The 20,360-nt window shown below is 69.2% G+C and carries 21 protein-coding genes; 15 read left to right on the forward strand and 6 right to left on the reverse strand.

Annotated elements, in window-relative coordinates:
- Positions 1–132: 132 nt before the first annotated feature.
- A complete protein-coding gene (locus tag MWU52_RS08420; protein ID WP_246951076.1) occupies positions 133–1,851 on the reverse strand; it encodes a bifunctional sulfate adenylyltransferase/adenylylsulfate kinase in 1,719 nt (572 codons plus the stop codon).
- Between the two features lie 175 nt (positions 1,852–2,026).
- Positions 2,027–3,040 carry a thioredoxin-disulfide reductase gene (gene trxB, locus MWU52_RS08425; protein WP_246951077.1) on the reverse strand — a complete coding sequence of 338 codons (1,014 nt, stop codon included), beginning with the start codon at positions 3,038–3,040 and terminating at the stop codon, positions 2,027–2,029.
- A 176-nt stretch (positions 3,041–3,216) separates the two neighbouring features.
- Here trxB and MWU52_RS08430 point away from each other — a divergent pair, with 176 nt between their 5' ends.
- On the forward strand, positions 3,217–3,717 hold the full coding sequence (locus MWU52_RS08430; protein ID WP_246951078.1) for an Lrp/AsnC family transcriptional regulator: 501 nt from the start codon (positions 3,217–3,219) through the stop codon (positions 3,715–3,717).
- Positions 3,718–3,793: 76 nt separating this feature from the next.
- The gene (locus MWU52_RS08435; protein ID WP_246951079.1) at positions 3,794–4,723 is read left to right on the forward strand and encodes a formate/nitrite transporter family protein; all 930 of its coding nucleotides are present in this window, start codon (positions 3,794–3,796) and stop codon (positions 4,721–4,723) included.
- Between the two features lie 34 nt (positions 4,724–4,757).
- Here the strand turns inward: MWU52_RS08435 and MWU52_RS08440 are convergent, their stop codons facing one another.
- Entirely contained in the window at positions 4,758–5,678 is a 921-nt protein-coding gene (locus MWU52_RS08440) for a manganese-dependent inorganic pyrophosphatase (RefSeq protein ID WP_246951080.1), read from the reverse strand.
- Positions 5,679–5,766: 88 nt separating this feature from the next.
- Between MWU52_RS08440 and MWU52_RS08445 the strand changes: the two genes are divergently transcribed.
- The 3 genes from MWU52_RS08445 to MWU52_RS08455 all read left to right on the forward strand — a co-directional run bounded on the left by MWU52_RS08445 (position 5,767) and on the right by MWU52_RS08455 (position 8,163).
- Positions 5,767–6,432, forward strand: coding sequence for a DUF2161 family putative PD-(D/E)XK-type phosphodiesterase (locus MWU52_RS08445; RefSeq protein WP_246951081.1), 666 nt, complete (start codon positions 5,767–5,769; stop codon positions 6,430–6,432).
- 82 nt (positions 6,433–6,514) lie between these two features.
- Positions 6,515–7,360, forward strand: coding sequence for a DMT family transporter (locus tag MWU52_RS08450; RefSeq protein WP_246951082.1), 846 nt, complete (start codon positions 6,515–6,517; stop codon positions 7,358–7,360).
- Positions 7,361–7,434: 74 nt separating this feature from the next.
- On the forward strand, positions 7,435–8,163 hold the full coding sequence (locus MWU52_RS08455; RefSeq protein ID WP_348645501.1) for an alpha/beta hydrolase: 729 nt from the start codon (positions 7,435–7,437) through the stop codon (positions 8,161–8,163).
- Here the strand turns inward: MWU52_RS08455 and MWU52_RS08460 are convergent.
- Entirely contained in the window at positions 8,160–10,295 is a 2,136-nt protein-coding gene (locus MWU52_RS08460) for a tetratricopeptide repeat-containing sulfotransferase family protein (protein WP_246951085.1), read from the reverse strand. The genes MWU52_RS08455 and MWU52_RS08460 overlap by 4 nt on opposite strands.
- A 143-nt stretch (positions 10,296–10,438) precedes the next feature.
- On the opposite strand from MWU52_RS08460, the gene MWU52_RS08465 reads away from it, so the two are divergent.
- The 6 genes from MWU52_RS08465 to MWU52_RS08490 all read left to right on the forward strand — a co-directional run bounded on the left by MWU52_RS08465 (position 10,439) and on the right by MWU52_RS08490 (position 15,163).
- Positions 10,439–11,191: a Hint domain-containing protein gene (locus MWU52_RS08465; RefSeq protein WP_246951086.1), complete on the forward strand. Its 753-nt coding sequence runs from the start codon at positions 10,439–10,441 to the stop codon at positions 11,189–11,191.
- Between the two features lie 64 nt (positions 11,192–11,255).
- Entirely contained in the window at positions 11,256–12,128 is an 873-nt protein-coding gene (locus MWU52_RS08470; protein WP_246951087.1) for a TIGR01459 family HAD-type hydrolase, read from the forward strand.
- A gap of 105 nt (positions 12,129–12,233) precedes the next feature.
- Positions 12,234–12,677, forward strand: a complete 444-nt coding sequence (locus MWU52_RS08475) for a MaoC family dehydratase (protein WP_246952819.1) — start codon at positions 12,234–12,236, stop codon at positions 12,675–12,677.
- A gap of 60 nt (positions 12,678–12,737) precedes the next feature.
- Positions 12,738–13,658, forward strand: coding sequence for a bifunctional riboflavin kinase/FAD synthetase (locus tag MWU52_RS08480; RefSeq protein ID WP_246951088.1), 921 nt, complete (start codon positions 12,738–12,740; stop codon positions 13,656–13,658).
- A complete protein-coding gene (locus MWU52_RS08485) occupies positions 13,648–14,127 on the forward strand; it encodes a YcgN family cysteine cluster protein (protein ID WP_246951089.1) in 480 nt (159 codons plus the stop codon). Before MWU52_RS08480 ends, MWU52_RS08485 begins: the two co-directional genes overlap by 11 nt.
- 4 nt (positions 14,128–14,131) lie before the next feature.
- The gene (locus MWU52_RS08490; RefSeq protein WP_348645502.1) at positions 14,132–15,163 is read left to right on the forward strand and encodes a beta-eliminating lyase-related protein; all 1,032 of its coding nucleotides are present in this window, start codon (positions 14,132–14,134) and stop codon (positions 15,161–15,163) included.
- 46 nt (positions 15,164–15,209) lie between these two features.
- Here the strand turns inward: MWU52_RS08490 and MWU52_RS08495 are convergent, their stop codons facing one another.
- Positions 15,210–15,455, reverse strand: a complete 246-nt coding sequence (locus tag MWU52_RS08495; RefSeq protein WP_246951090.1) for an accessory factor UbiK family protein — start codon at positions 15,453–15,455, stop codon at positions 15,210–15,212.
- Positions 15,456–15,550: 95 nt separating this feature from the next.
- Here MWU52_RS08495 and lgt point away from each other — a divergent pair, with 95 nt between their 5' ends.
- From lgt to MWU52_RS17995, 4 genes are all read left to right on the forward strand, one after another.
- Positions 15,551–16,450, forward strand: coding sequence for a prolipoprotein diacylglyceryl transferase (gene lgt, locus MWU52_RS08500; RefSeq protein ID WP_246951092.1), 900 nt, complete (start codon positions 15,551–15,553; stop codon positions 16,448–16,450).
- Positions 16,447–17,499: an SAM-dependent methyltransferase gene (locus MWU52_RS08505; RefSeq protein ID WP_246951094.1), complete on the forward strand. Its 1,053-nt coding sequence runs from the start codon at positions 16,447–16,449 to the stop codon at positions 17,497–17,499. Before lgt ends, MWU52_RS08505 begins: the two co-directional genes overlap by 4 nt.
- Positions 17,496–18,236: a peptidoglycan editing factor PgeF gene (pgeF, locus tag MWU52_RS08510; RefSeq protein ID WP_246951096.1), complete on the forward strand. Its 741-nt coding sequence runs from the start codon at positions 17,496–17,498 to the stop codon at positions 18,234–18,236. The genes MWU52_RS08505 and pgeF overlap by 4 nt, the downstream gene beginning before the upstream one ends.
- Before the next feature lie 128 nt (positions 18,237–18,364).
- The gene (locus MWU52_RS17995) at positions 18,365–18,499 is read left to right on the forward strand and encodes a hypothetical protein (protein ID WP_281493928.1); all 135 of its coding nucleotides are present in this window, start codon (positions 18,365–18,367) and stop codon (positions 18,497–18,499) included.
- Positions 18,500–18,671: 172 nt separating this feature from the next.
- On the opposite strand, the gene MWU52_RS08515 is transcribed toward MWU52_RS17995, so the two are convergent.
- Positions 18,672–20,303, reverse strand: coding sequence for a thiamine pyrophosphate-binding protein (locus MWU52_RS08515; protein ID WP_246952823.1), 1,632 nt, complete (start codon positions 20,301–20,303; stop codon positions 18,672–18,674).
- Positions 20,304–20,360 lie beyond the last annotated feature (57 nt).

The following is a 20,360-nucleotide window of genomic DNA, read 5'->3' on the forward strand; positions in this document are numbered from 1 at the left end:
GTCCATCCTTCACGAGACGACACCATCCGTTCCGAGAACGGCAGGATCGGGCGGATGGTTCCGCCCGGACTGCGCAACACTTGATCGCATTGTCGTGAAGGCCGATCCCTGTGCCCGGGCAGCAACAGCCGGTCAGCCGGAAATCAGACCCATGCCCTCCAGCTTCAGCAGGACCTGCTGGGCACAGGTATCGACCTCATGGCCTTCGGTATCGACGACCAGCTCGGCATTGGTCGGCGCCTCGTAGGGGTCGGAGATGCCGGTAAATTCCTTGATCTTGCCTTCACGCGCCAGCTTGTACAGGCCCTTGCGGTCGCGACGTTCGCACTCCTCGACGCTGGTGGCCACGTGGACCTCGACGAAGGCGCCATAGGCCTCGACCATCTCGCGGACGGCCCGGCGGGTCGAAGTGTAGGGCGCGATCGGCGCGCAGATGGCCAGACCGCCGTTCTTGGTGATCTCGGACGCGACATAGCCGATGCGCTTGATGTTGATGTCGCGGTGTTCCTTGGAAAAACCAAGCTCGCTCGACAGATGCTTGCGCACCACGTCCCCGTCCAGAAGCGTGACCGGACGGCCGCCCATCTCCATCAGCTTGACCATGATCGCGTTGGCGATGGTCGACTTGCCCGAACCCGACAGCCCGGTGAAGAACACCGTGAACCCCTGCTGCGACCGCGGCGGCGAGGTGCGGCGCAACTCCTTGACCACCTCGGGGAAGGAGAACCAATCCGGGATCTCCAGCCCCTCGCGCAGACGGCGGCGAAGCTCGGTGCCCGAGATGTTCAGGATGGTGACGTTCTCACGATCCTCGATCTCGTCGTTGGGCTCGTACTGGGCGCGCTCCTGCACATAGACCATGTGCTTGAAGTCGACCATCTCGCAGCCGATCTCGTCCTGGTGTTCGCGGAACAGGTCCTGCGCGTCGTAGGGGCCGTAGAAATCCTCGCCGGCTGAATTCTTGCCGGGGCCCGCGTGGTCGCGGCCGACGATCATGTGCGTGCAGCCGTGGTTGCGGCGGATCAGGCCGTGCCACACCGCCTCGCGCGGGCCGGCCATGCGCATCGCCAGGTTCAGCAGCGACATCGTCGTGGTCGCCTGCGGATACTTGTCCAGCACCGCCTCGTAGCAGCGCACGCGGGTGAAGTGATCGACGTCGCCCGGCTTGGTCATGCCGACGACGGGGTGGATCAGCAGGTTCGCCTGCGCCTCGCGCGCGGCGCGGAAGGTCAACTCCTGATGCGCGCGGTGCAGCGGGTTGCGCGTCTGGAACGCCACGATCCGGCGCCAGCCCAGCTTGCGGAAATATGCGCGCAGTTCGTTGGGCGTATCGCGGCGCGCGCGGAAATCGTAATGCACCGGCGGCTGGATCCCGGTGATCGCGCCCCCGACATAGACCGGACCGGCCGTGTTGTGCAGATAGTTCACCGCGGGATGCGCCAGGTCGTCGGCGCCGAACACCATCTCGGCCTCGCGCGCCTTGTCGGGGCGGTAGATGTCGGTCACCGACAGCATCGCCAGGATCACGCCTTCCTGGTCGCGCAGCGCGATGTCCTGCCCCTCCTCCAGCGTGCCGGCGAACTCCTCGGAGACGTCCAGCGTGATCGGCATCGGCCAGAGCGTCCCGTCCGCCAGGCGCATCTTCTCGACCACGCCTTCGTAGTCGTCCTTGCCCAGGAACCCCTTCAGCGGGTTGAACCCACCGCTCATCAGCAACTCAAGGTCGCAGATCTGCCGGGGCGTCATGTCCCAGCTCGCCAGATCCGCCGCCTCGCGTTTCAGCTTCTGGGCACTGTCGTAACTCACGTATAGCTCGGGAATGGGGGCGAGGTTGGGAATGGCGCTGGGCATCTGGCTTCTTTCGCAATCGGAACGGACATGCCCCGAAAACAGGGGCTCGGGCGCCTCTAGACGCAAGACCGTCCGCGTTTCAAGCCGTCGCGCGCGCAACACGGTGTTGACGCCCCCGCATGGCGCCCGCCGGCACCGCGACGGGGCATCACCCGGCGCGCGGCGGCGTCATCCCCTATTCCGCCGGCTCTTCGACCGGGGCGCCATAGCCCAGGGGCGCTGTCTGGTCCTGCCCGGGGCCGCCATCCTGCCCCTGCTCGGCCAGGAACCGCTCTGCCTCCAGCGCGGCCATGCAACCCATCCCGGCGCTGGTCACCGCCTGGCGATAGATGTGGTCGGTCAGATCGCCCGCGGCATAGACGCCGGGGATCGAGGTCGCCGTCGAATCCGGGGCCGTCACGACATAGCCGCCCATGTGCAGCTCCAGCCAGTCCGCCACGAGGGCCGAGGCCGGCGCATGCCCGATCGCCACGAATACGCCATCGACCGCCATCTCGCGCGTCGCGCCGGTGTCGCGATGCTTCAGGCGCAGTCGCTCGACGCTGCGCGGCTGATCGCTGCCCAGCACCTCGTCGACCTCGTGGTCCCAGACGATCTCCACCTTGGGATTCTTGAACAGCCTATCCTGCAGGATCTTCTCGGCCCGAAGCGTGTCGCGGCGATGGATCAGCGTCACCTTGCTGGCGAAGTTGGTCAGGAACAGCGCCTCTTCCACGGCGGTGTTGCCTCCGCCGACGACCGCGACTTCCTTGCCACGATAGAAGAACCCGTCGCAGGTCGCGCAGGCCGACACGCCGAAGCCCTTGAAATGCTCCTCGGACGGCAGGCCCAGCCATTTCGCCTGCGCCCCCGTGGCGAGGATCAGCGCGTCACAGGTATAGGTTCCGCCGGAATCGCTGGTCGCGGCAAACGGCCGTTTCGACAGATCCAGCGACGCGATGTGGTCCGACACGATCTCCGTGCCCACGGCGCGGGCATGCGCCTCCATCCGCTCCATCAGGGCGGGGCCCTGCACCTCGGTGTCGCCGGGCCAGTTCTCCACCTCGGTCGTAATGGTCAGCTGGCCGCCCGGCTGGATGCCTTGGATCAGGACCGGGTTCAGCATCGCGCGGCTGGCATAGACGGCGGCGGTATAGCCCGCAGGGCCGGAGCCGATGATCAGGACCTTGGAATGGCGCGTCTCGGACATGGGCGGATCCTTTCGTCGTGGACCCCGGATATAGGGTCCGAATCGCGGCGGGGGAAACCCCCGTCACGGTGATGCGATCCGGGGATGATCGCGACGCAATCTTGCGCGCTCTTGAAAGATTGTTGCGGTTTTCCGCGCATCGTGGGACATATCCGCAATCCGAACAGGCAGGACACATGGCACATTCCAAACTCGACCCGATCGACCGACAGATCCTCGCCGAACTGCAGGGCGACGGGCGCATGACCAATGTCGAACTTGCCCGACGTGTCGGCATCAGCGCGCCGCCCTGCCTGCGGCGGGTCCGTGCGCTGGAAGAGGCGGGTTACATCCTGGGCTACCATGCCGATGTCGACGCCCGCGCGCTCGGGTTCGAAGTGCAGGTCTACGCCATGGTCTCGCTTGCCCGCCAGGCCGAGAGCGACCTTTCCGCGTTCGAGAACCTGTGCCGCGACTGGCCCCTCGTGCGCGAATGCCACATGCTCAACGGCGAGATCGACTTCGTCCTGAAATGCGTGGCGCCCGACCTGTCATCCTTCCAGTCCTTCCTGACCGGCCAGCTGACGGCGGCCGAGAACGTGGCCAGCGTGAAGACATCGCTCGTCATCCGTGCCGCCAAGGACGTACCCGGCGTCCCGTTCGAGGTGCTGGAGGAGCGGCTGGCGCAAGACGCGTGACGGCGGAACCGCCGCAGCCGCGCAGCGTTGCCCCTGCGAACGTGATCCGGCCCCGGTCGTCGGGGAGAGGAACCGGATGAGCCGCGAGCATACCGACTGGGACGGCAGCGCCGACGATGCCGAGACCGAGGCTCGCGAGGCGCAGTCCCGCGCCAGGGCGCGCGAGCGGGAAACCCGCCGAAATCGCCCCACCGCCACCGAACATTCCCTGACGCGGGAGGAGCGCGACGCCGTCTCCGACCACGGCAAGCTGAATGCGCTGACGGTCTATTCCATCATCCTGCGAGAGGGCGAGGAAGAACTGAGCCGCCCCAAGCGGTCGCTATGGTGGTCCGGCGTCACCGCCGGACTGGGCATCTCGACCTCGGTGCTGATGACCGGGCTGTTCCGGGCGGAACTCGGGCCCGACCATCCCTACCTGACGCTGATCTCCAGCGTCGGATATACCTTCGGTTTCGTCCTGGTGATCCTTTGCCGGTTGCAGCTCTTTACCGAGAACACGATCACCGTCGTGCTCCCTTTCCTTGCCCGACCCAGCCTGGCGGGCTTCGCAGAAATCGCCCGCCTCTGGGGCATCGTCTTCGTCGCCAACTTGGTCGGCACCTTTGTGACGGCCGCGCTGGCCGTGCATGCCGGCATCATCTCGCCCGAGATCCTGGCCGCCATTCTGGACATCTCGCATCACCTGGCGGAATTCACCCCGATGGAGGCGCTCCTGCGCGGCATCCCCTCGGGCTTCTTTATCGCGGCCCTGGTCTGGATGCTGCCCTCGGCCAAGGGGTCCGAGCTGGCGATCATCGTGATGTTCACCTGGCTCATCGCCGCCGGCGGCTTCACCCATGTCGTCGCCGGGTCGAACGAGATCTTCACCCTGGTCCTGAACGGCGAGCTGGGCATCCTCGACGCCCTACTCAGCCATATCCTGCCGGTGCTGGTGGGCAACATCCTGGGCGGCACCGGGCTCTTCGCGATGCTGGCCTACGGCCAGATCCACGACGAGATGTAGGCCGCCCCCGAACCATCCGATCCTTCCTCGGCCCTCAAAGCTTCAGGGCCGGAATGATCTGCTTCTTGCGGCTCATCACCCCCGGCAACACGACCTGGTCGCCCGAAACCGTCGCTCCGAAGCTCGCCTCGGCCACCTGCTTGGTCAGATCGTTGGGCACCAGCAGCGTCGCCTCCTCGTTCAGGATGTCGACCACGAACAGCAGCACCTGCGTCACCTGGTCCTCGGCCGCGACCTCGGGCATCGCGGCCATCAGCGCATCCTTGCGCGACAGGATCGACTCGGGCGAGGTCGTCTCCAGGACCGAGACGCGGAACCTGGTGTCGTCGACCTCGTACTCCTTCGAGTCCATGCGCAGAAGCTCCACTTCGGAATAGGCCGAGACGTCGGATTTCGCCGCGAACATCTCGTCGGCGAAACCGGGGATGTCGACACCCAGATCGCCGGCCAGCCGTTCGGCCAGGGCGCGGTCGTGGTCGGTCGTGGTCGGGCTGCGGAACGCCAAGGTGTCCGACAGGATGCACGTCAGCATCGCGCCCTTGATCGCCTCGGGCGCCGACGACAGCGAGCCGCCCATCAGGTCGGCCATGATCGTCGCCGTGCAGGCCAACGGCCGGATGGTGATGTCGATCGGCACGATCGTCTCGATCCCGCCGGTCAGCTTGTGATGGTCGATGATCTGCCGGATGTCGGCATTCGCGATGTTGGCCGGCAATTCGGAGGGATTGTTCGTATCCACGATCACGCAGGGCTGCCCTCCCTCCACGTCGCGCACGATCTCGGGCTTGGGCAGGTCCCACCGCTTCAGCATCCACGCGGCCTCGGTGTTGGGCTCGCCCAGCAGGACGGGCTTGGCGTCCTGCCCCATCACCTCGTTCATGTACCAGGCCCAGGCGATCGGGCTGCCGGTGGAATCGGTGTCGGGGGAGGTGTGGCCGAAGACGAGGGTGGTCATCACGGGGTTCCTTGTCGAGAATGGGGTCGCGCGGGGCCATACCAACGGCCACGCCCCTTGTCACGAGGCGGAACCCGGAAAGGCACGGATGCGCGAGACCGATCTCTACCCGCCGGTGAAGGCGTTTCTCGAACGTCAGGGATATGAGGTGAAGGGCGAGATCGGGCCGGCCGACGTCGTGGCCCTGCGGGCGGGCGAGCCCCCCGTCATCGTCGAGTTGAAGACCGGCTTCAGCCTCGCGCTCATCCATCAGGGGATCGACCGTCAGGCCGTCACGCCGCATGTCTATCTGGCCGTGCCGGACGTCTCCGGCCGGCGCGGCTGGACGGCGCTCAAGGCCAACCTCAAGCTGGCGCGGCGCTTGGGGCTGGGCGTGATCACGGTGCGCCCGGGCGACGGGCTGGTCACGGTCCACTGCGATCCCGGCCCGTTCCGTCCGCGCCTGACGGCCCGCCCGAAAGCGCGCCTGCTGCGCGAATTCGCGCGCCGTCGCGGCGACCCGTCCCCCGGGGGCGCGACCCGCGATGGCCTCGTCACCGCGTATCGCCAGGACGCGCTGGCATTGGCGCGGCATTTGGGCTCCGCGGGCGCCACCCGCGGACGCGACGTGCGCGATGCAACCGGCGTCATGCGTGCCACGGCCATCATGCGCGACAATCATTACGGCTGGTTCGTGCGCGTGGCGCTGGGCACCTACACGCTCAGCGATGCCGGGCGGGCGGCCACGCAGGCGCCGAAGGGTACGCGATCCTGACATCCGGCCCCGGAGGTCGCGGGAATTCGGCGCTCGACAGACGCCGCGGGGCAAGTCACGAAACGCCATGCGTCTCCTCCTGATGACCCTTTTCGCCCTTTGCTTTCTCGCCGCGAACTCGCTGCTGACCCGCGCGGGCGTGCTCGACGGGACCGACCCTCTGACTTTCGCGGCGATCCGGGTGGCGGGCGGCGCGGTCGTGCTGGCGGCGCTCGCGGCACGGCGGGGGATCCCGCTCGGCGGATCGCATCGCTGGGGCGCGGCGGTGGCGCTGGTCATCTATCTGCTGGGCTTTTCGCTGGCTTATCGCACGCTCGATGCGGGGCTGGGCGCGCTTATCCTGTTCGCGACCGTCCAGCTTGGCCTCTTCGGCCTGTCGCTGGTTCGCGGCGAACCGTCCGGCCCGCTTCGCCTGGCCGGCATGGCGCTGGCGCTGGGCGGGCTCGCCTGGCTGCTGCTGCCCGGCGGCGGCGTCCGGGCGGCCCCGGCGGACGTCGCCTGGATGATCGTGGCCGGCCTCGGCTGGGCCGCCTACAGCTTCGCCGGCAAGTTCGAGCGACGCCCCCTGTCGGGCACCGCCGGCAACTTCGTGATCGCCACCGGGCTGTTCGCGCTGGCCTTCCCGATCTGGTGGGGCGGCGCCGTCACCCCGTTCGGGGCGGCGATGGCGCTCTGTTCGGGGGGCATCGCGTCGGGCATCGGCTACGCGCTCCTGTTCCGGGTTCTGCCCCGCATGGGCGTGGCCACGGCGGGGGTCGCGCAACTGGGTGTTCCGGTGATCGCCATGATCGGCGGCGCGATCCTGCTGGGCGAGGTGCCGGATCTCCGCGCATTGGCGGCGGGCGGGCTGGTCATCGCGGGCATCGCGCTTGCCACGCTGCGGTCGGGTACGCGCGCGGCATCCGCCGCCGGTCCCCCGCGCCCCTGACGCGTCGTCCGACGTCGCGTCCGCGGCCCCGGCGACCGCTGGTGCGCGCCCTGTCCAGCGACTAGATGGCGGGGATGATCCGCGCCCTCCTCCTCGCGATCGGTCTGGCGTCGCCCGCGACGGCCGGCACCGTGCCCGATTGCGTCGTCCTGCTGCACGGCCTCGCGCGCAGCGATGCTTCGCTCCTCGTGCTCGAAGGCGCGCTTGCGGCCGAGGGCTACCGCGTCGTCAACAGCGACTACGATCCAGCCGGTGGACGGATCGAGGCGCTGGCCGACACCGCCGTCCCGCGCGCCATCGCGCGGTGCGGCCTGTCCCCGCGCATCCATTTCGTGACCCATTCGATGGGCGGCATCCTGCTGCGATCATGGTTCGCGGGCAGCACTCTGGCGCGCCGGGGCCGGACGGTCATGCTGGCACCGCCCAATGGCGGCTCCGAGATCGTGGACCGGATGGCCGAGTTCCCGCCCTTCGATCGGGTCAACGGCCCCGCCGGCAAACAGCTGGGCACCGATGGGCTGGCCACGAAGCTTGGGCCGGTCTGGGCGGATGTCGGGATCATCGCGGGCGACCGCAGTCTGAACCCGATCTGGTCGACGGTCCTGCCCGGGCCGGATGACGGCAAGGTCTCGGTCGCCTCCACCCGCGTTGCGGGGATGGCCGACCATGTGGTGCTGCCGGTCACGCATACGTTCATGATGAACCAACCGCTGGTGATCGGGCAGGTGCTGGCTTTCCTCGCCGAAGGCCGGTTCGACCCGGACCTGACGCTGGGCGACGTGGTCGACACCTTCACCGACTAGTCCGGCAGCAGGCCTCGCTCCGACAGGGCGCGGATCAGCGGCGCGATCTCGCCCGCGCTGCGCCGCCACCCCCCCTTGGAGGAGCGATAGAGCGGCTGGCGGACCTGCGCGAAGCTGAGCGTGGCCACACGTTTGGCGGATTCGTGGAAGGAGAGCACGGCCGGGTCCCAGTCCAGGTCGCAAGCGGCGAGCAGGGAACGCGCCCGGCCTTCGGGATCGTCGAGCAGGTCTTCGTAGGCGATCCGGTGGAACGCGCCCGGCACTTCCGCCCGCCAGAAGGCGAGCGCCTGGTGGAACTGTCCGATCTGGTCGGCGATCCCTTCCTGCGTGGCGGCGTAGCGATGCGTCCCTTCGCGGAAGTGGTTGCGCCAGATGGACAGGCCCACGTCACGCGGGTCGCGGGTCACGACCACGACATGTGCCTTGGGCAGGATGGCGCGGATCACCCCGATTTCCAGGAACGAATAGATCGACTTGTCCGTCCGCCGCGTGTCCTCGTCAGGCAGGGCACGTTCGGCGTAGGCCGCACCGGCGGCCGAGAGCTGGGCCCGCGTCACCGGGTCCCCCGCCTTCCACGTCTCGCAAAGCGGCGCGGTGATCCGGCGCAACACCGCCAGCTCTCCGCCGGCGGTGACGCCCGGATGCGCGCCCAGGATCGCCTCGACCAGCGTCGTGCCGGACCGGGGCAACCCGGTGACGAAGATCGGCGCGGCGTCGCAACTGCCGGCGACGCCGTCCTGCAGCGCGGCCCGAAGGGCGGGCCAGACCTGCGTCGTCATCGCGGTCCAGGCCTGTCGTGCCTGTGCCGGGTCATACGGATAGCTTCGCGCCATGGAGGCGTTGGCCTGCGCCAGATGCCGGGCCGCCGCCTCGGGATCGGCGGCCTGCAGGACGCGCGCCAGGCCATAGTCGATCGCGCGCGCGGCCTGTTCCGGCAGGGTGCCGCCGTCGCGCAGCGCGACCATTCGCGCCACCACCGGGTCGGTCGGGTCCAACCGGGTGCCGTAGCAAAGCGCGCGGAACGCCGTGCCCCCCCGGGGCCGGGCGGCGACGGCGGCGCGTAGGTCCGCCTCGGCCGCCTCCGTCTCTCCCAGCGTCTGGCGCAGTTGGCCCCGCGCGGTCAGGACGTCGGCATCCCCGGGGGATCGGGCCGCCAAGCGGTCAAGAACCTCGCGCGCGGCGTCGAGCTGTCCGCCACGCTGCAGGGTCTGCGCGACGAGAAGGTCGCGCCCGGGCGCGTCCTCGGCGCGGGCCCGGGCGTGGTCCAGCGCGGCTGCGACGTCGCCCGTCTGCATCGCCGCCTCGGCGGCCAGGACACGGGCCGCGTCGGAGCGGGGCGCCTTGGCCAGAACCTGTGCGACGATGTCCGCGGCGCGTTCCGCCAGACCGGCCTGCAGCGCGATCCGACCCCAGTTCACCTGCGCCCGGGTCGATAGCGGTGCCAGTTCCGCGGCCCGCCGGGCCGCGACCAGCGCACGCACCACATCCCCGGACGACGCGGCGGCCGCCGCCTGACCAAGGCGCAGGTCGACGGCGTAGGGCTCCAGCCGGACACCCTGCGCGAACGCCTCGGCGGCGGCGCGCGATCGACCTGCCTTCAGCCTGGCATGGCCCAGAACCGCCCAGATCCGTGCGCCCGCCTTTCGACGCAGAATGATCGCCGCCTGCCGTTCCACCGCTGCGAGATCGCGTGCCTTGGCCGCGCGCGTCAGGGCCACGAGATCGGCCTTCGCGGCGGCGCCCAGACCCGTCGCCTGGGCCCCCTGCCCCGAGGCGGCACCTTGCAGCATAGTGACGAGGGCCTGGCCCAGCCCGGCTTTGCGGGCCCGTTTGACCACCGTACCGCCCCGCCCCTGGCCGGCCTCGAACAAGGCCAGCTCCAACCACGCCACGGGCTCCCGGGGGGCAAGACGCAGGCAGGTCGCGAAGTCCCGGCGCGCGGCGTCCGGCCTGCCGGCCGCCGCTTCGGCGCGCGCGGACAGAAGCCAGCCCTCCGCCAGTCCCGGGTGACGCTCCAACAGGGGGCCGAGCAGCGCGCTGGCCTCGTCCGCCCGATCGGCCAGGAGCGCGGCCTGGGCCCGATGCAGGCATTCGGTCGGATCGCTGTCCGATTGGGCCGGTTCTTCATCCATGACGGTCGCGTAGCATGGCAAAAGCGCCACAGAAACCACCGCGCGAAACCTGTTGTTTCCGCCCGGGCACTAGACCGGGACCAGCCCCGCACTGTATCCACGCCAACAGCGGTGGGGGCCGCAATTGCCGGGACGACCTCGTCATGACTGCATACCAGCGGCTCCCTTCCGCCGACTTCAGCCCAATTCCAGGATCCTCGGCGTCCGACGACGAACGTGCGTGCGCCCATTACGACCTGGCCTGGATCGGGCCGAACGGTCGCGCCACATGGGACAGCCGTCGCCTGCCGGCCACGCCGCAGATCGACGCGGCCGTGTCCAGCTTTGCCCGGGGCGCGATGCTGCAGGGCATCCGCGGCCCGATCGCGATCGAGGATCTCGTTCCCGGCGACCGGGTGTCCGTCCGGGGCGGGGGCACCGCGCAGATCGACTGGATCGGCGCGCGCAGCTATCGCGCCGGGGGCGATCGTCCCACCTTCTTTCGCGTCGCGGCGCATGCCTTCGGCGGCAGCGGCCCGCTGCAGCATGTCGTGCTGGGCGCGGATGCGCATGTGCTGATCGAACACATCCGCTGCCACGAGCTGGTCGGCGGGCCGGTTGCCTTCGCCCCCGTCGCCGCCTTCGAGGATGGGCACGCCGTCACCGCCATCGTCCCGCCCGGAGAGGTGACGACCTACGGCATCGCCTGCGCCGGGCAGGAAGCGGTGCTGGCGGCGGGCCTGCCGGTCGAGAGCTATCATCCCGCGCGGGCGACGGCGCAAAGCCTGACGCGGACGGTCCTGTCGGACATGGCGCGCCTGTTTCCGCAAACGGCCGGCGGCATGGGGTTCGGCGCGCCGCGCATTCCCTACCTGACCTTCGCCGAGGCGCAGGGACTGGCCGTAAGCGGCATCTGACGGCGGGCTGGACGGCGGAGACGGGCGCGATAGACAGGGCCATCCGTCATCGAAGGCCATCCTAATGCAGATCGTTACCGCCCTGTCCCAGATCTCCGACCGCTACGAGGCGCTGTTCGTCGACCTCTGGGGGTGCGTCCACGACGGCGTGCGGGCCATCCCCGGCGCGGTCGAGGCGCTGACGGCCTATCGCGACAAGGGCGGCAAGGTCATCCTGGTGACGAACTCTCCCCGGCCCCGCGCCGGCGTGGCGCGGCAACTGGTGGGCTTCGGCGTACCCGAAACGGCCTATGACGACATCGCCACCTCGGGCGATTCGGCGCGGCTGGCGATGTTCGATGGGATCGTGGGCCGCCGCGTCTGGCATCTGGGCCCGCCGCATGACGCCGGCTTTTTCGAGCCGCCCTCGATCCTGTCCGATCCGGCCCCGATAGAACGCGTGTCGTTGGACCAGGCCGAGGGTATCGTCTGCACCGGGCCCTTCGATCCGTCGGCCGACCCGGGAACGCTCCGCCCGGAATTGCTGGCGGCGAAGACCCGCGGGATGAAGCTGCTCTGCGCCAACCCCGATATCGTGGTGGACCGTGGCGAGGTTCGCGAATGGTGCGCCGGCGCCATCGCGGCACTCTATACCGAGATGGGGGGCGAAAGCCTCTATTTCGGCAAGCCGCACCCCCCGATCTACGACTTGGCCCGCCGTCGCCTGGCCCGGATCGCGGACATCCCCGACCACGCGATCCTTGCCATCGGAGACGGGCCTGCGACCGACGCCGCCGGTGCGATGGGCGAGGATCTGGACCTGCTGTTCATCTCCGGCGGGCTTGGCGCGGCCGAGACGGGCACCGTTCGCGGCGGCGACCCGGACCCGGGGAAGCTGGATCGCTGGCTGGGCGAGGTCGGCATCGAGGCGACCTATGTCATCGGGACGTTGCGGTAACATTCAATAACGCCGCACCACTGGGTTAAAACATAATTGCCTCGACACTTGCCGCAATGCGGCATTTCCGTTAGGTCTTCCGGCATGCCTGCCGAAGGACCCGTCATGTTGGACAATGCCCCCCGCGGAACGATCTGTATCGAGGATCTGGAAATCGGGATGACCCGATCCCTGCGCAAGACGGTCACGGACCGGGATATCGAACTGTTCGCCGAGGTCTCGACCGACCGCAATCCGGTCCATCTCGACGACGCCTATGCACAGGACACCATATTCGAGGGACGCATCGCGCATGGCATGCTGACCGCGGGCCTGATCTCGGCCGTGATCGGCGAGCAGCTTCCGGGGCATGGCACGGTCTATCTGGGGCAGACCCTCACGTTCCTCGGCCCGGTGCGGCCCGGTGATACGGTCGAGGCGGTGGTGACCGTCACCGATCTCGACCTGGCCAAGCGGCGGGTGACCATGGCGACCCATTGCGCGATCGAGGGCAAGAAGGTCCTGCGCGGCGAGGCGGTCGTGCTGGCGCCATCGCGCAAGTTCGACTGACCCGCGCACCCGCGCCTCAGCCGTCTTGCGCCCCCTTCGGCCACGGGCTAGCCCGTGGCGATGCGGATCTACCGGGATCATAGCGACATTCCCGCCGAAGCGCGCGGCGCCTCGGCCGCGCTCGGCAATTTCGACGGGCTGCATCTCGGCCATCAGGGGGTCATCGACCTGGCCCGCTGCCCGGGCGCCCCACTCGCCGTCATCACCTTCGAGCCGCACCCCCGCGAGGTCTTCGCACCCGAGGCGCCGCCGTTCCGGCTGATGTCGCCGGCGGCAAAGGCAAGCCGGCTGGCCAAACTGGGCGTGGACATCCTGTTCGAGCTGCCCTTCGAACGCATCGCCCCCCTTTCGGCGGAGGCGTTCATGTCGGACGTCCTGGCGGACGCGCTGGATCTTTCACATGTCGTGGTGGGTCGCGATTTCCGTTTCGGCAAGGGTCGCTCCGGTGACGCGGACTTGCTTCGCGCGGGCGGGGCACGGCACGGGTTCGAGGTCACGTTGGCCAGCCTGATCGGGGGGGAGGCGCCGGTCTCCTCCACCGCGATCCGCGCGGCGCTGACCCAAGGCCGACCACGCGATGCGGGCCGAATGCTCGGGCATTGGCACCGGATCGAGGGGCCCGTCCTGCACGGCGAAAAGCGCGGACGCGACCTGGGCTATCCGACCGCGAATCTGTCCGTCGACGGGCTGCACCTGCCGAAGCTGGGCGTCTATGCCGTGATCGTCGACATCCTGGACGGGCCGCATGCGGGGCGCCGCCACGGCGTCGCATCCCTCGGCGTGCGACCGATGTTCGGAGAGAACGCGCCGAACCTCGAGACGCATCTCTTCGACTTCGCGGGCGACCTCTACGGCGTGCCGATCTCGGTGGCGCTGGTCGAGTACTTGCGCCCCGAACAATCCTTCGACGGGCTAGCGGCGCTGATCGCCCAGATGGATGCCGACAGCGCGCAGGCGCGGGCCGTTCTCGATGCGCTCTGATCCGATCGACCGCGACGGATTGCGCGACCGTTTCTGGGAACGCGGCCTCGCCGACCTGACTCCGAAGGAATGGGAGGCGCTGTGCGATGGATGCGGCAAATGCTGCCTCAACAAGCTGGAGGACGAGGAAACGGGCGAGGTCGCCCTGACCCGCGTCGCGTGCCGGCTGTTCGACGACGGCACCTGCCGCTGCGGCCGCTACGAAACCAGGCTGTCCTTCGTGCCGGAATGCGTCGTGCTGACCCCGGCGACGTTGCCGGACGCGGCCTATTTCATGCCCGAGACCTGCGCCTATCGCCGTCTTCACGAAGGACGGCGCCTGCCCCATTGGCATCCGCTTCTGACCGGCGACCCGATGTCGCCGCACGACGCCGGCGCCTCGCTGATGGACGAGACCGTCAACGAGGTCACGATCGCCGAGGACGATTGGGAGGCTTTCCTGATCGACGAGCCGACCGGGGGGGCCTGAGGACATGTCGGATCCGGGTCTGAACTTCGCCTCCGACAACGCGGCCCCGGTGGCCGCACCGATCATGGAAGCGCTCGTCGCCGCCAATACCGGTCCCGCGATGCCCTATGGCGCCGACCCCTGGATGCCGCAGGTTCGCGACCGCTTGCGCGACCTGTTCGCCTGGCCCGAGGCGGAGGTGCTGCTGGTGGCGACCGGCACCGGGGCGAATGCCTTGGCCCTGGCTGGCCTGGTCGCGCCCTGGCAGACGATCTTCGCCCACCGGATCAGTCATATCGAGGAGGACGAATGCGCGGCGCCCGAGTTCTACACCGGCGGTGCCAAGCTGACGCTGGTCGAGGGCGCGCATGGGCGGATGTCGCCGGACACGCTGCGCGCGGCCATGGCGCCGGTCGGGGCGAAGGGCGTGCACGGCGTCCAACTCGGCGCCCTGAGCCTGACGAACGTGACCGAGGCGGGCACGCTCTATACCGTCGAGGAAATGCGCGCGCTGACGGATATCGCGCGCGCGGCCGGGATGCCGCGCCATCTCGATGGCGCGCGCCTCGCCAATGCCTGCGTGGCGCTGGACCGGGACGTGGCCGACATGGTGCAGGGTTTCGACGTCGTCAGTTTCGGTGGAACCAAGAACGGCTGCATGGCCGTCGAGGCGATCGTGCTCAAGGACGGCGCCCGGTATCAGGAGATGCAGTTCCGTCGCAAGCGCGGGGCGCAGCTCTGGTCCAAGCACCGGTACCTGTCGGCCCAGATGCTGGCCTATCTCCGGGACGATCTATGGCTAGTCAACGCGCGCCGCGCGAACGACGCGGCCCGACATCTGGCGAATGGATTGCGGGCGATCGGCGCCGAGATGGTTCACGAACCGCAGGCAAACATGATCTTCTGCCGCCTGCCCCGCACGGTGCATGACCGCGCCCGGACACAGGCCGCCTATTACATGATGGAGGAGTCCGATCGGCCGCTCTGCCGGTTCGTCTGCGACTTCACCAAGACCGATGTGGAGGTCGAGGCGCTGCTGGCGTTGATGCGGGGCTGATGCCCCCATCCGCCTTGGAGCGCATACCCCTCCCCGGAAGGGTCCTCTACTTCGCCCCGCCATCCATGGCGTCGAGCCGCGCCTTGAGCGCCTCGTTCTCCTCGCGCGCCTTCTGGGCCATCGCGCGGACGGCGTCGAACTCCTCGCGGGTGACGAAATCGCGGTCCGCCATCCAGCGGTCCAGCATCGACTTCATCGCCGTCTCTGCCTCGGTTCGGGCGCCTTGGGCCACGCCCATCGCATTGGTCATCAACTGGCCGATATCGTCCATGAAACGGTTGCGGGTCTGCATCTTCGGGGCCTCCGGGCTGTTCGCATTCCATATGGGGCGCCGGGCGCAGGACCTCAAGGTTGACCCCCCCGTGGGCTGCGGGCATTGCAGGCGGCATGATCTTCCTGCACGCCCATGCCCTGACGTTTCCCGATATCTCGCCCGATATCTTCCGCATCTCGCTGGGCGGGCTCGAGATCGCGCCGAAATGGTACGCCGCGGCCTACATCCTCGGGATTGTCGGCGGCTGGCTGATGGCGCGCTGGGCGGCGCCGCGCGGGACGCTCTGGCCCGGCGGCAAGCCGCTGGCGACGCGCCAGCAGATCGAGGACATCATGACATGGGTCACGCTCGGCATCGTTCTGGGCGGGCGGCTGGGCTATGTCCTGTTCTATCAGCCCGAATACTACCTGAGCCGGCCGCACGAGATCCTGTATCTCTGGCAAGGCGGCATGTCCTTCCACGGCGGGATGATCGCGACCGGCCTGGCGGTGATCGTCTATGCGATGCGCCGGGGGATCCCGATCCGGTCGCTGCTGGACCTTGCCGCCCTGTGCACGCCGCTGGGCCTCGGCCTGGGTCGGGTCGCCAACTTCGTCAATGCCGAGCTGTGGGGCCGGCCGTCCGACGCACCCTGGGCCGTGATCTTCCCGGGCGGCGCGGCGCAGGCCTGCGCCAACGTGGGCGAGTTCTGCGCCCGCCACCCGAGCCAGCTCTACGAAGCGATTCTGGAGGGGCTGTTCCTGCTGGTCGTCCTTTGGGCCATCGCGTTGCGCGGCGGGCTCAGGATCCCCGGCATGATCTGCGGCCTCTTCCTCGCAGGCTATGGCGCCGCGCGCATCTTCGTGGAGTATTTCCGTCAGGCGGATGCCCAGTACATCACCCCCGACAACCCACTGGGCCACGTCATCGGCTGGGGTGAATTCGGCCTGACGATGGGACAGGTCCTGTCGGTTCCGATGCTCGTCGTCGGTCTGGGCGCGGCGTTCCTGGCGGTGCGCGCCGCACGGGCATGACCCTGCGCGACCATCTGCTGTCGCGCATTGCCGCGACCGGCCCGATGACCGTCGCCGACTACATGGCCGACTGCCTGATGCACCCGACGATGGGATACTACGCGACCCGCGATCCGCTGGGCGCGGCGGGCGATTTCACGACCGCGCCCGAGATCAGCCAGATGTTCGGCGAGTTGCTGGGGCTGTGCCTGGCCCAGGTCTGGTTGGACCAAGGACTGGGACGCGTGACGCTGGCGGAACTCGGGCCGGGGCGCGGCACGCTGATGGCCGACGCGCTGCGTGCCATGCGCGGGGTGCCGGGACTGGCGGACGCCGTCGCGATCCATCTGGTCGAGACGTCCCCCGCCTTGCGCGACGTCCAGGCCCGGACGCTGGCGGGGCACGACGTCCAGTGGCACGACTCGGTCGATACGCTGCCCCACGGGCCGCTGCTGCTGCTGGCGAACGAGTTTCTCGACGCGCTGCCGATCCGCCAGCATGTCCGCGACGAAGGCGGATGGCGCGAGCGCCTCGTCGCGCACACCGGCGCGGATCTGACCTTCGCGCTCGGGCCAGCGACCCTTCTGCCCGAACTGTCCGACCGGGAGGATCTGCCCGTCGGGACGGTGGTGGAGCGGTGCCCGGCCCTGCCCCACATCGTCTCGGCCGTGGGGGACAGGGTCGCGCGGGGCGGGGCCGCAATCTTCGTCGATTACGGCCACTGGCGCAGCCGGGGCGACACGCTGCAGGCACTGCGCGCCCATGCGCCCGAGGATCCCCTGGCCAGCCCGGGCCAGACCGATCTGACGGCCCATGTCGATTTCGAGGCGGTGGCCCGAAACGCGGGTTTCGCGCGTGCGTCGGGCGTGGTGCCGCAGGGCGTCCTGCTGGAACGGCTGGGGATCACGGATCGGGCACGCGCGTTGGCGCGGGGAATGCAGGGCGCGGCGCTCGACGCGCATGTCGCAGCCCATCGGCGCTTGACCGATCCGGCCGAGATGGGTGACCTATTCAAGGCCATCGCCCTCGTACCTCCGGGGGCCGCTTCGCCGCCGGGATTCGACGAATGACGCTGGAGATCCTAACCTCGGACCACCTAGGCCCCGTGCGTCACGGTTTCTTCACGCGGCGCGGCGGCGCCTCCTCGGGGATCTTCGAGGGGCTGAATTGCGGCACCGGCAGCAGCGACCAGACCGAGGCGGTCGCGCTGAACCGCGCGCGCGTGGCCGAGGCGATGGGCGGGCCGCTGCACGGCGTCCACCAGGTCCATTCTGCCGAAGTCGTGGCCGCGACCGAGCCCGATGCCCACCCCCGTGCCGATGCCATCGTGACCGATCGGCCGGGCGTGGTCCTGTCGGTACTGACCGCCGACTGCCAGCCGGTGCTGCTCTACGACGACAGGGCCGGCGTGATCGGCGCGGCCCATGCCGGGTGGAAGGGCGCATTGGCCGGCGTGCTGGAAGCGACGGTCGAGGCGATGTGCGAACGCGGCGCCACGCCCGCGAACATCCGCGCCACGATCGGTCCGACCATCAGCCAGCGCGCCTATGAGGTCGGTCCCGAATTCCTGGATGCATTCCTCGCCGAAGACGAACGTGCCCCGCGCTTCTTCGCCAACGGGGCGGGCGACCGGTATCATTTCGACCTGCCGGGCTATGGCCTTTACCGCCTGCGTCACGCGGGTGTCGATGCCGAGTGGACGCGGCACTGCACCTATTCGGACGCCGCGCGGTTCTTCTCCTACCGACGCGCGACGCATGCGGGCGAAGCTGATTATGGACGTCTGATCGCGGCAATCACGCTCTGACGTAAGGATTGTTTCCGTCGGCGCCCCTCGGTGGTCACAATCCGGCCCACCAAAGACCGCGAAGCCGTCCCATGGCCGCCGCCCTGACCCGCCATCCTCGTCTCGACCAGAATCGAGGAGACGCGTGAATGTCCCGTCAAAGCTGGATGGACCACACCATCGAAACCGTTCGCGCGACGGATATCGTGCTTCCCTGGACGCGCCGTCCTACCCCCGCCCCGGACCCCCGGGATCAGCCCGCCGCCGCCCGCGGCAAGGGCTAAGGCGCCAAGCCACGACCGGACATGGTGGCGGGCGACCGCCTCCGGTCGGACCGGACGCGACCCCCGCTGCCACGGAGGTTGCGTCCGACGTCCTTCTGGGCGGTCCGATCGGCGGCGCGGGCAACGGCAGGCCGACCTGTCCGCCCCCGCCTCCGCCCGGCACCCGCGCGCCTCAGGAAGACCCGTCCGGCAACGACGCCCCCGGAGAGAGCATGCGGCCATCCAGGCGCAGTTCGATCACGGCCGGCGTGCCGCATGTGAGTGCCGCCGAAAGGGCCGGCGCGAACTCATCCTGCGCCGCCACGACCCAGCCCTGACCGCCATAGGCCCGCGCCAGCGCCGCGAAATCGGGATTGGCCAGGTCCGTCCCCGAAACGCGGCCCGGATAGTGCCGCTCCTGATGCATGCGGATCGTGCCGTAGCGGCCGTTGTTCGCGACGATGACGATGGGTTTCGCACCGTGCTGGACCGCCGTGGACATCTCGTTGCAGGTCATCTGAAAGCACCCGTCCCCTGCCAGGCAGACCACCGGGCGGTCGGGATGCGCGAGGCTGGCGGCGATCGCAGCGGGAAAGCCGTAGCCCATGCTGCCCGAGGTTGGGGCCAGCTGCGTACCGAACCGCGACCAGCGGTAATAGCGATGCAAGAACGCGGCGTAGTTGCCCGCGCCATTGGTCAGGATCGCATCGTCGGGCAGCGTCGCGTCCAGATGGGCGATCACCCGTTCCAGCTTGACGGCGCCGGGGGTCGGGACCGGCCGGATCCAGTCCAGATACGCGTCATGGGCTTCGGCCTGGCGGTCGTGCCATCCGGGCAGATCGTCCTGCCGGTCCGCCAGCGCGGCCACGACGTCGGGCGCCCGTGCCGCGATCGCGATCTCGGGCGTCCAGACGCTGCCCAGCACATCGGGATCGGGATGGACGTGGATCAGCGGCGGGGCTTTGCCCGTGGGGTCCAGCACCTCATAGCCGCCGGTCGCGATGTCACCCAGCCGTGTGCCCAATGCCAAGATCAGGTCGGCCCCGCCCAGACGCTTCATCAGGGCGGGGTTCGGGCCGACGTTCAGGTCGCCTGCATAGGCGCGGGATGCGTTGTCGATATAGTCCTGGCGGCGGAAGGTCACGGCTACCGGCAGGCCGTGCCGCTCGGCCCAGGTCCTGAGATCGCGGGCCGCTTCCGCCGACCAGTGCGGGCCACCGAGCACGACCAGCGGCGCGCGCGCGCGGCCCAGCCGTTCGATGACGGGCGCCAGGTCGGGGACCGCCTGCACCGGGTCGACCACCGCGGGCCGGTCGGGCACATCCGCCTCGGCCGACAGCATGTCCTCGGGCAAGGCCAGCACCACGGGCCCCGGCCGCCCGGACCGGGCGACGGCGAAGGCACGCGCGACGTATTCGGGGATGCGGTCGGTCGCGTCCACTTCGGCCACCCATTTGACCAGTCCGCCGAAGAAGGCGCGATAGTCCACCTCCTGAAACGCCTCGCGGTCGCGGTGGCCGCGCGCGATCTGGCCGACGAAGGCGACAAGGGGCGTCGAATCCTGCCGCGCGATGTGCAGGCCCGCGCTGGCATTCGTCGCGCCGGGGCCGCGGGTTACGAACAGGACGCCGGGCGCCCCGGTCAGCTTGGCACTCGCCTCCGCCATCATGGCGGCGCCACCCTCCTGCCGGCAGACGACGTTCTCGATCCCGCTGTCATGCAGCCCGTCGAGTGCGGCCAGGAAGCTCTCGCCCGGGACCGAAAAGACGCGCTGCACGCCTTGTCGCTTCAACTGGTCCGCCAGGATCCGTCCGCCATGCCGCATCATACGATGCCCCTCCGTCTTGCCTGCGGCATCTGAGCCGCAACGGCCGGCGGTTGT

The organism is Jannaschia sp. S6380 (assembly GCF_023015695.1).
In the GTDB taxonomy this organism is placed as follows: Bacteria; Pseudomonadota; Alphaproteobacteria; order Rhodobacterales; family Rhodobacteraceae; genus Jannaschia.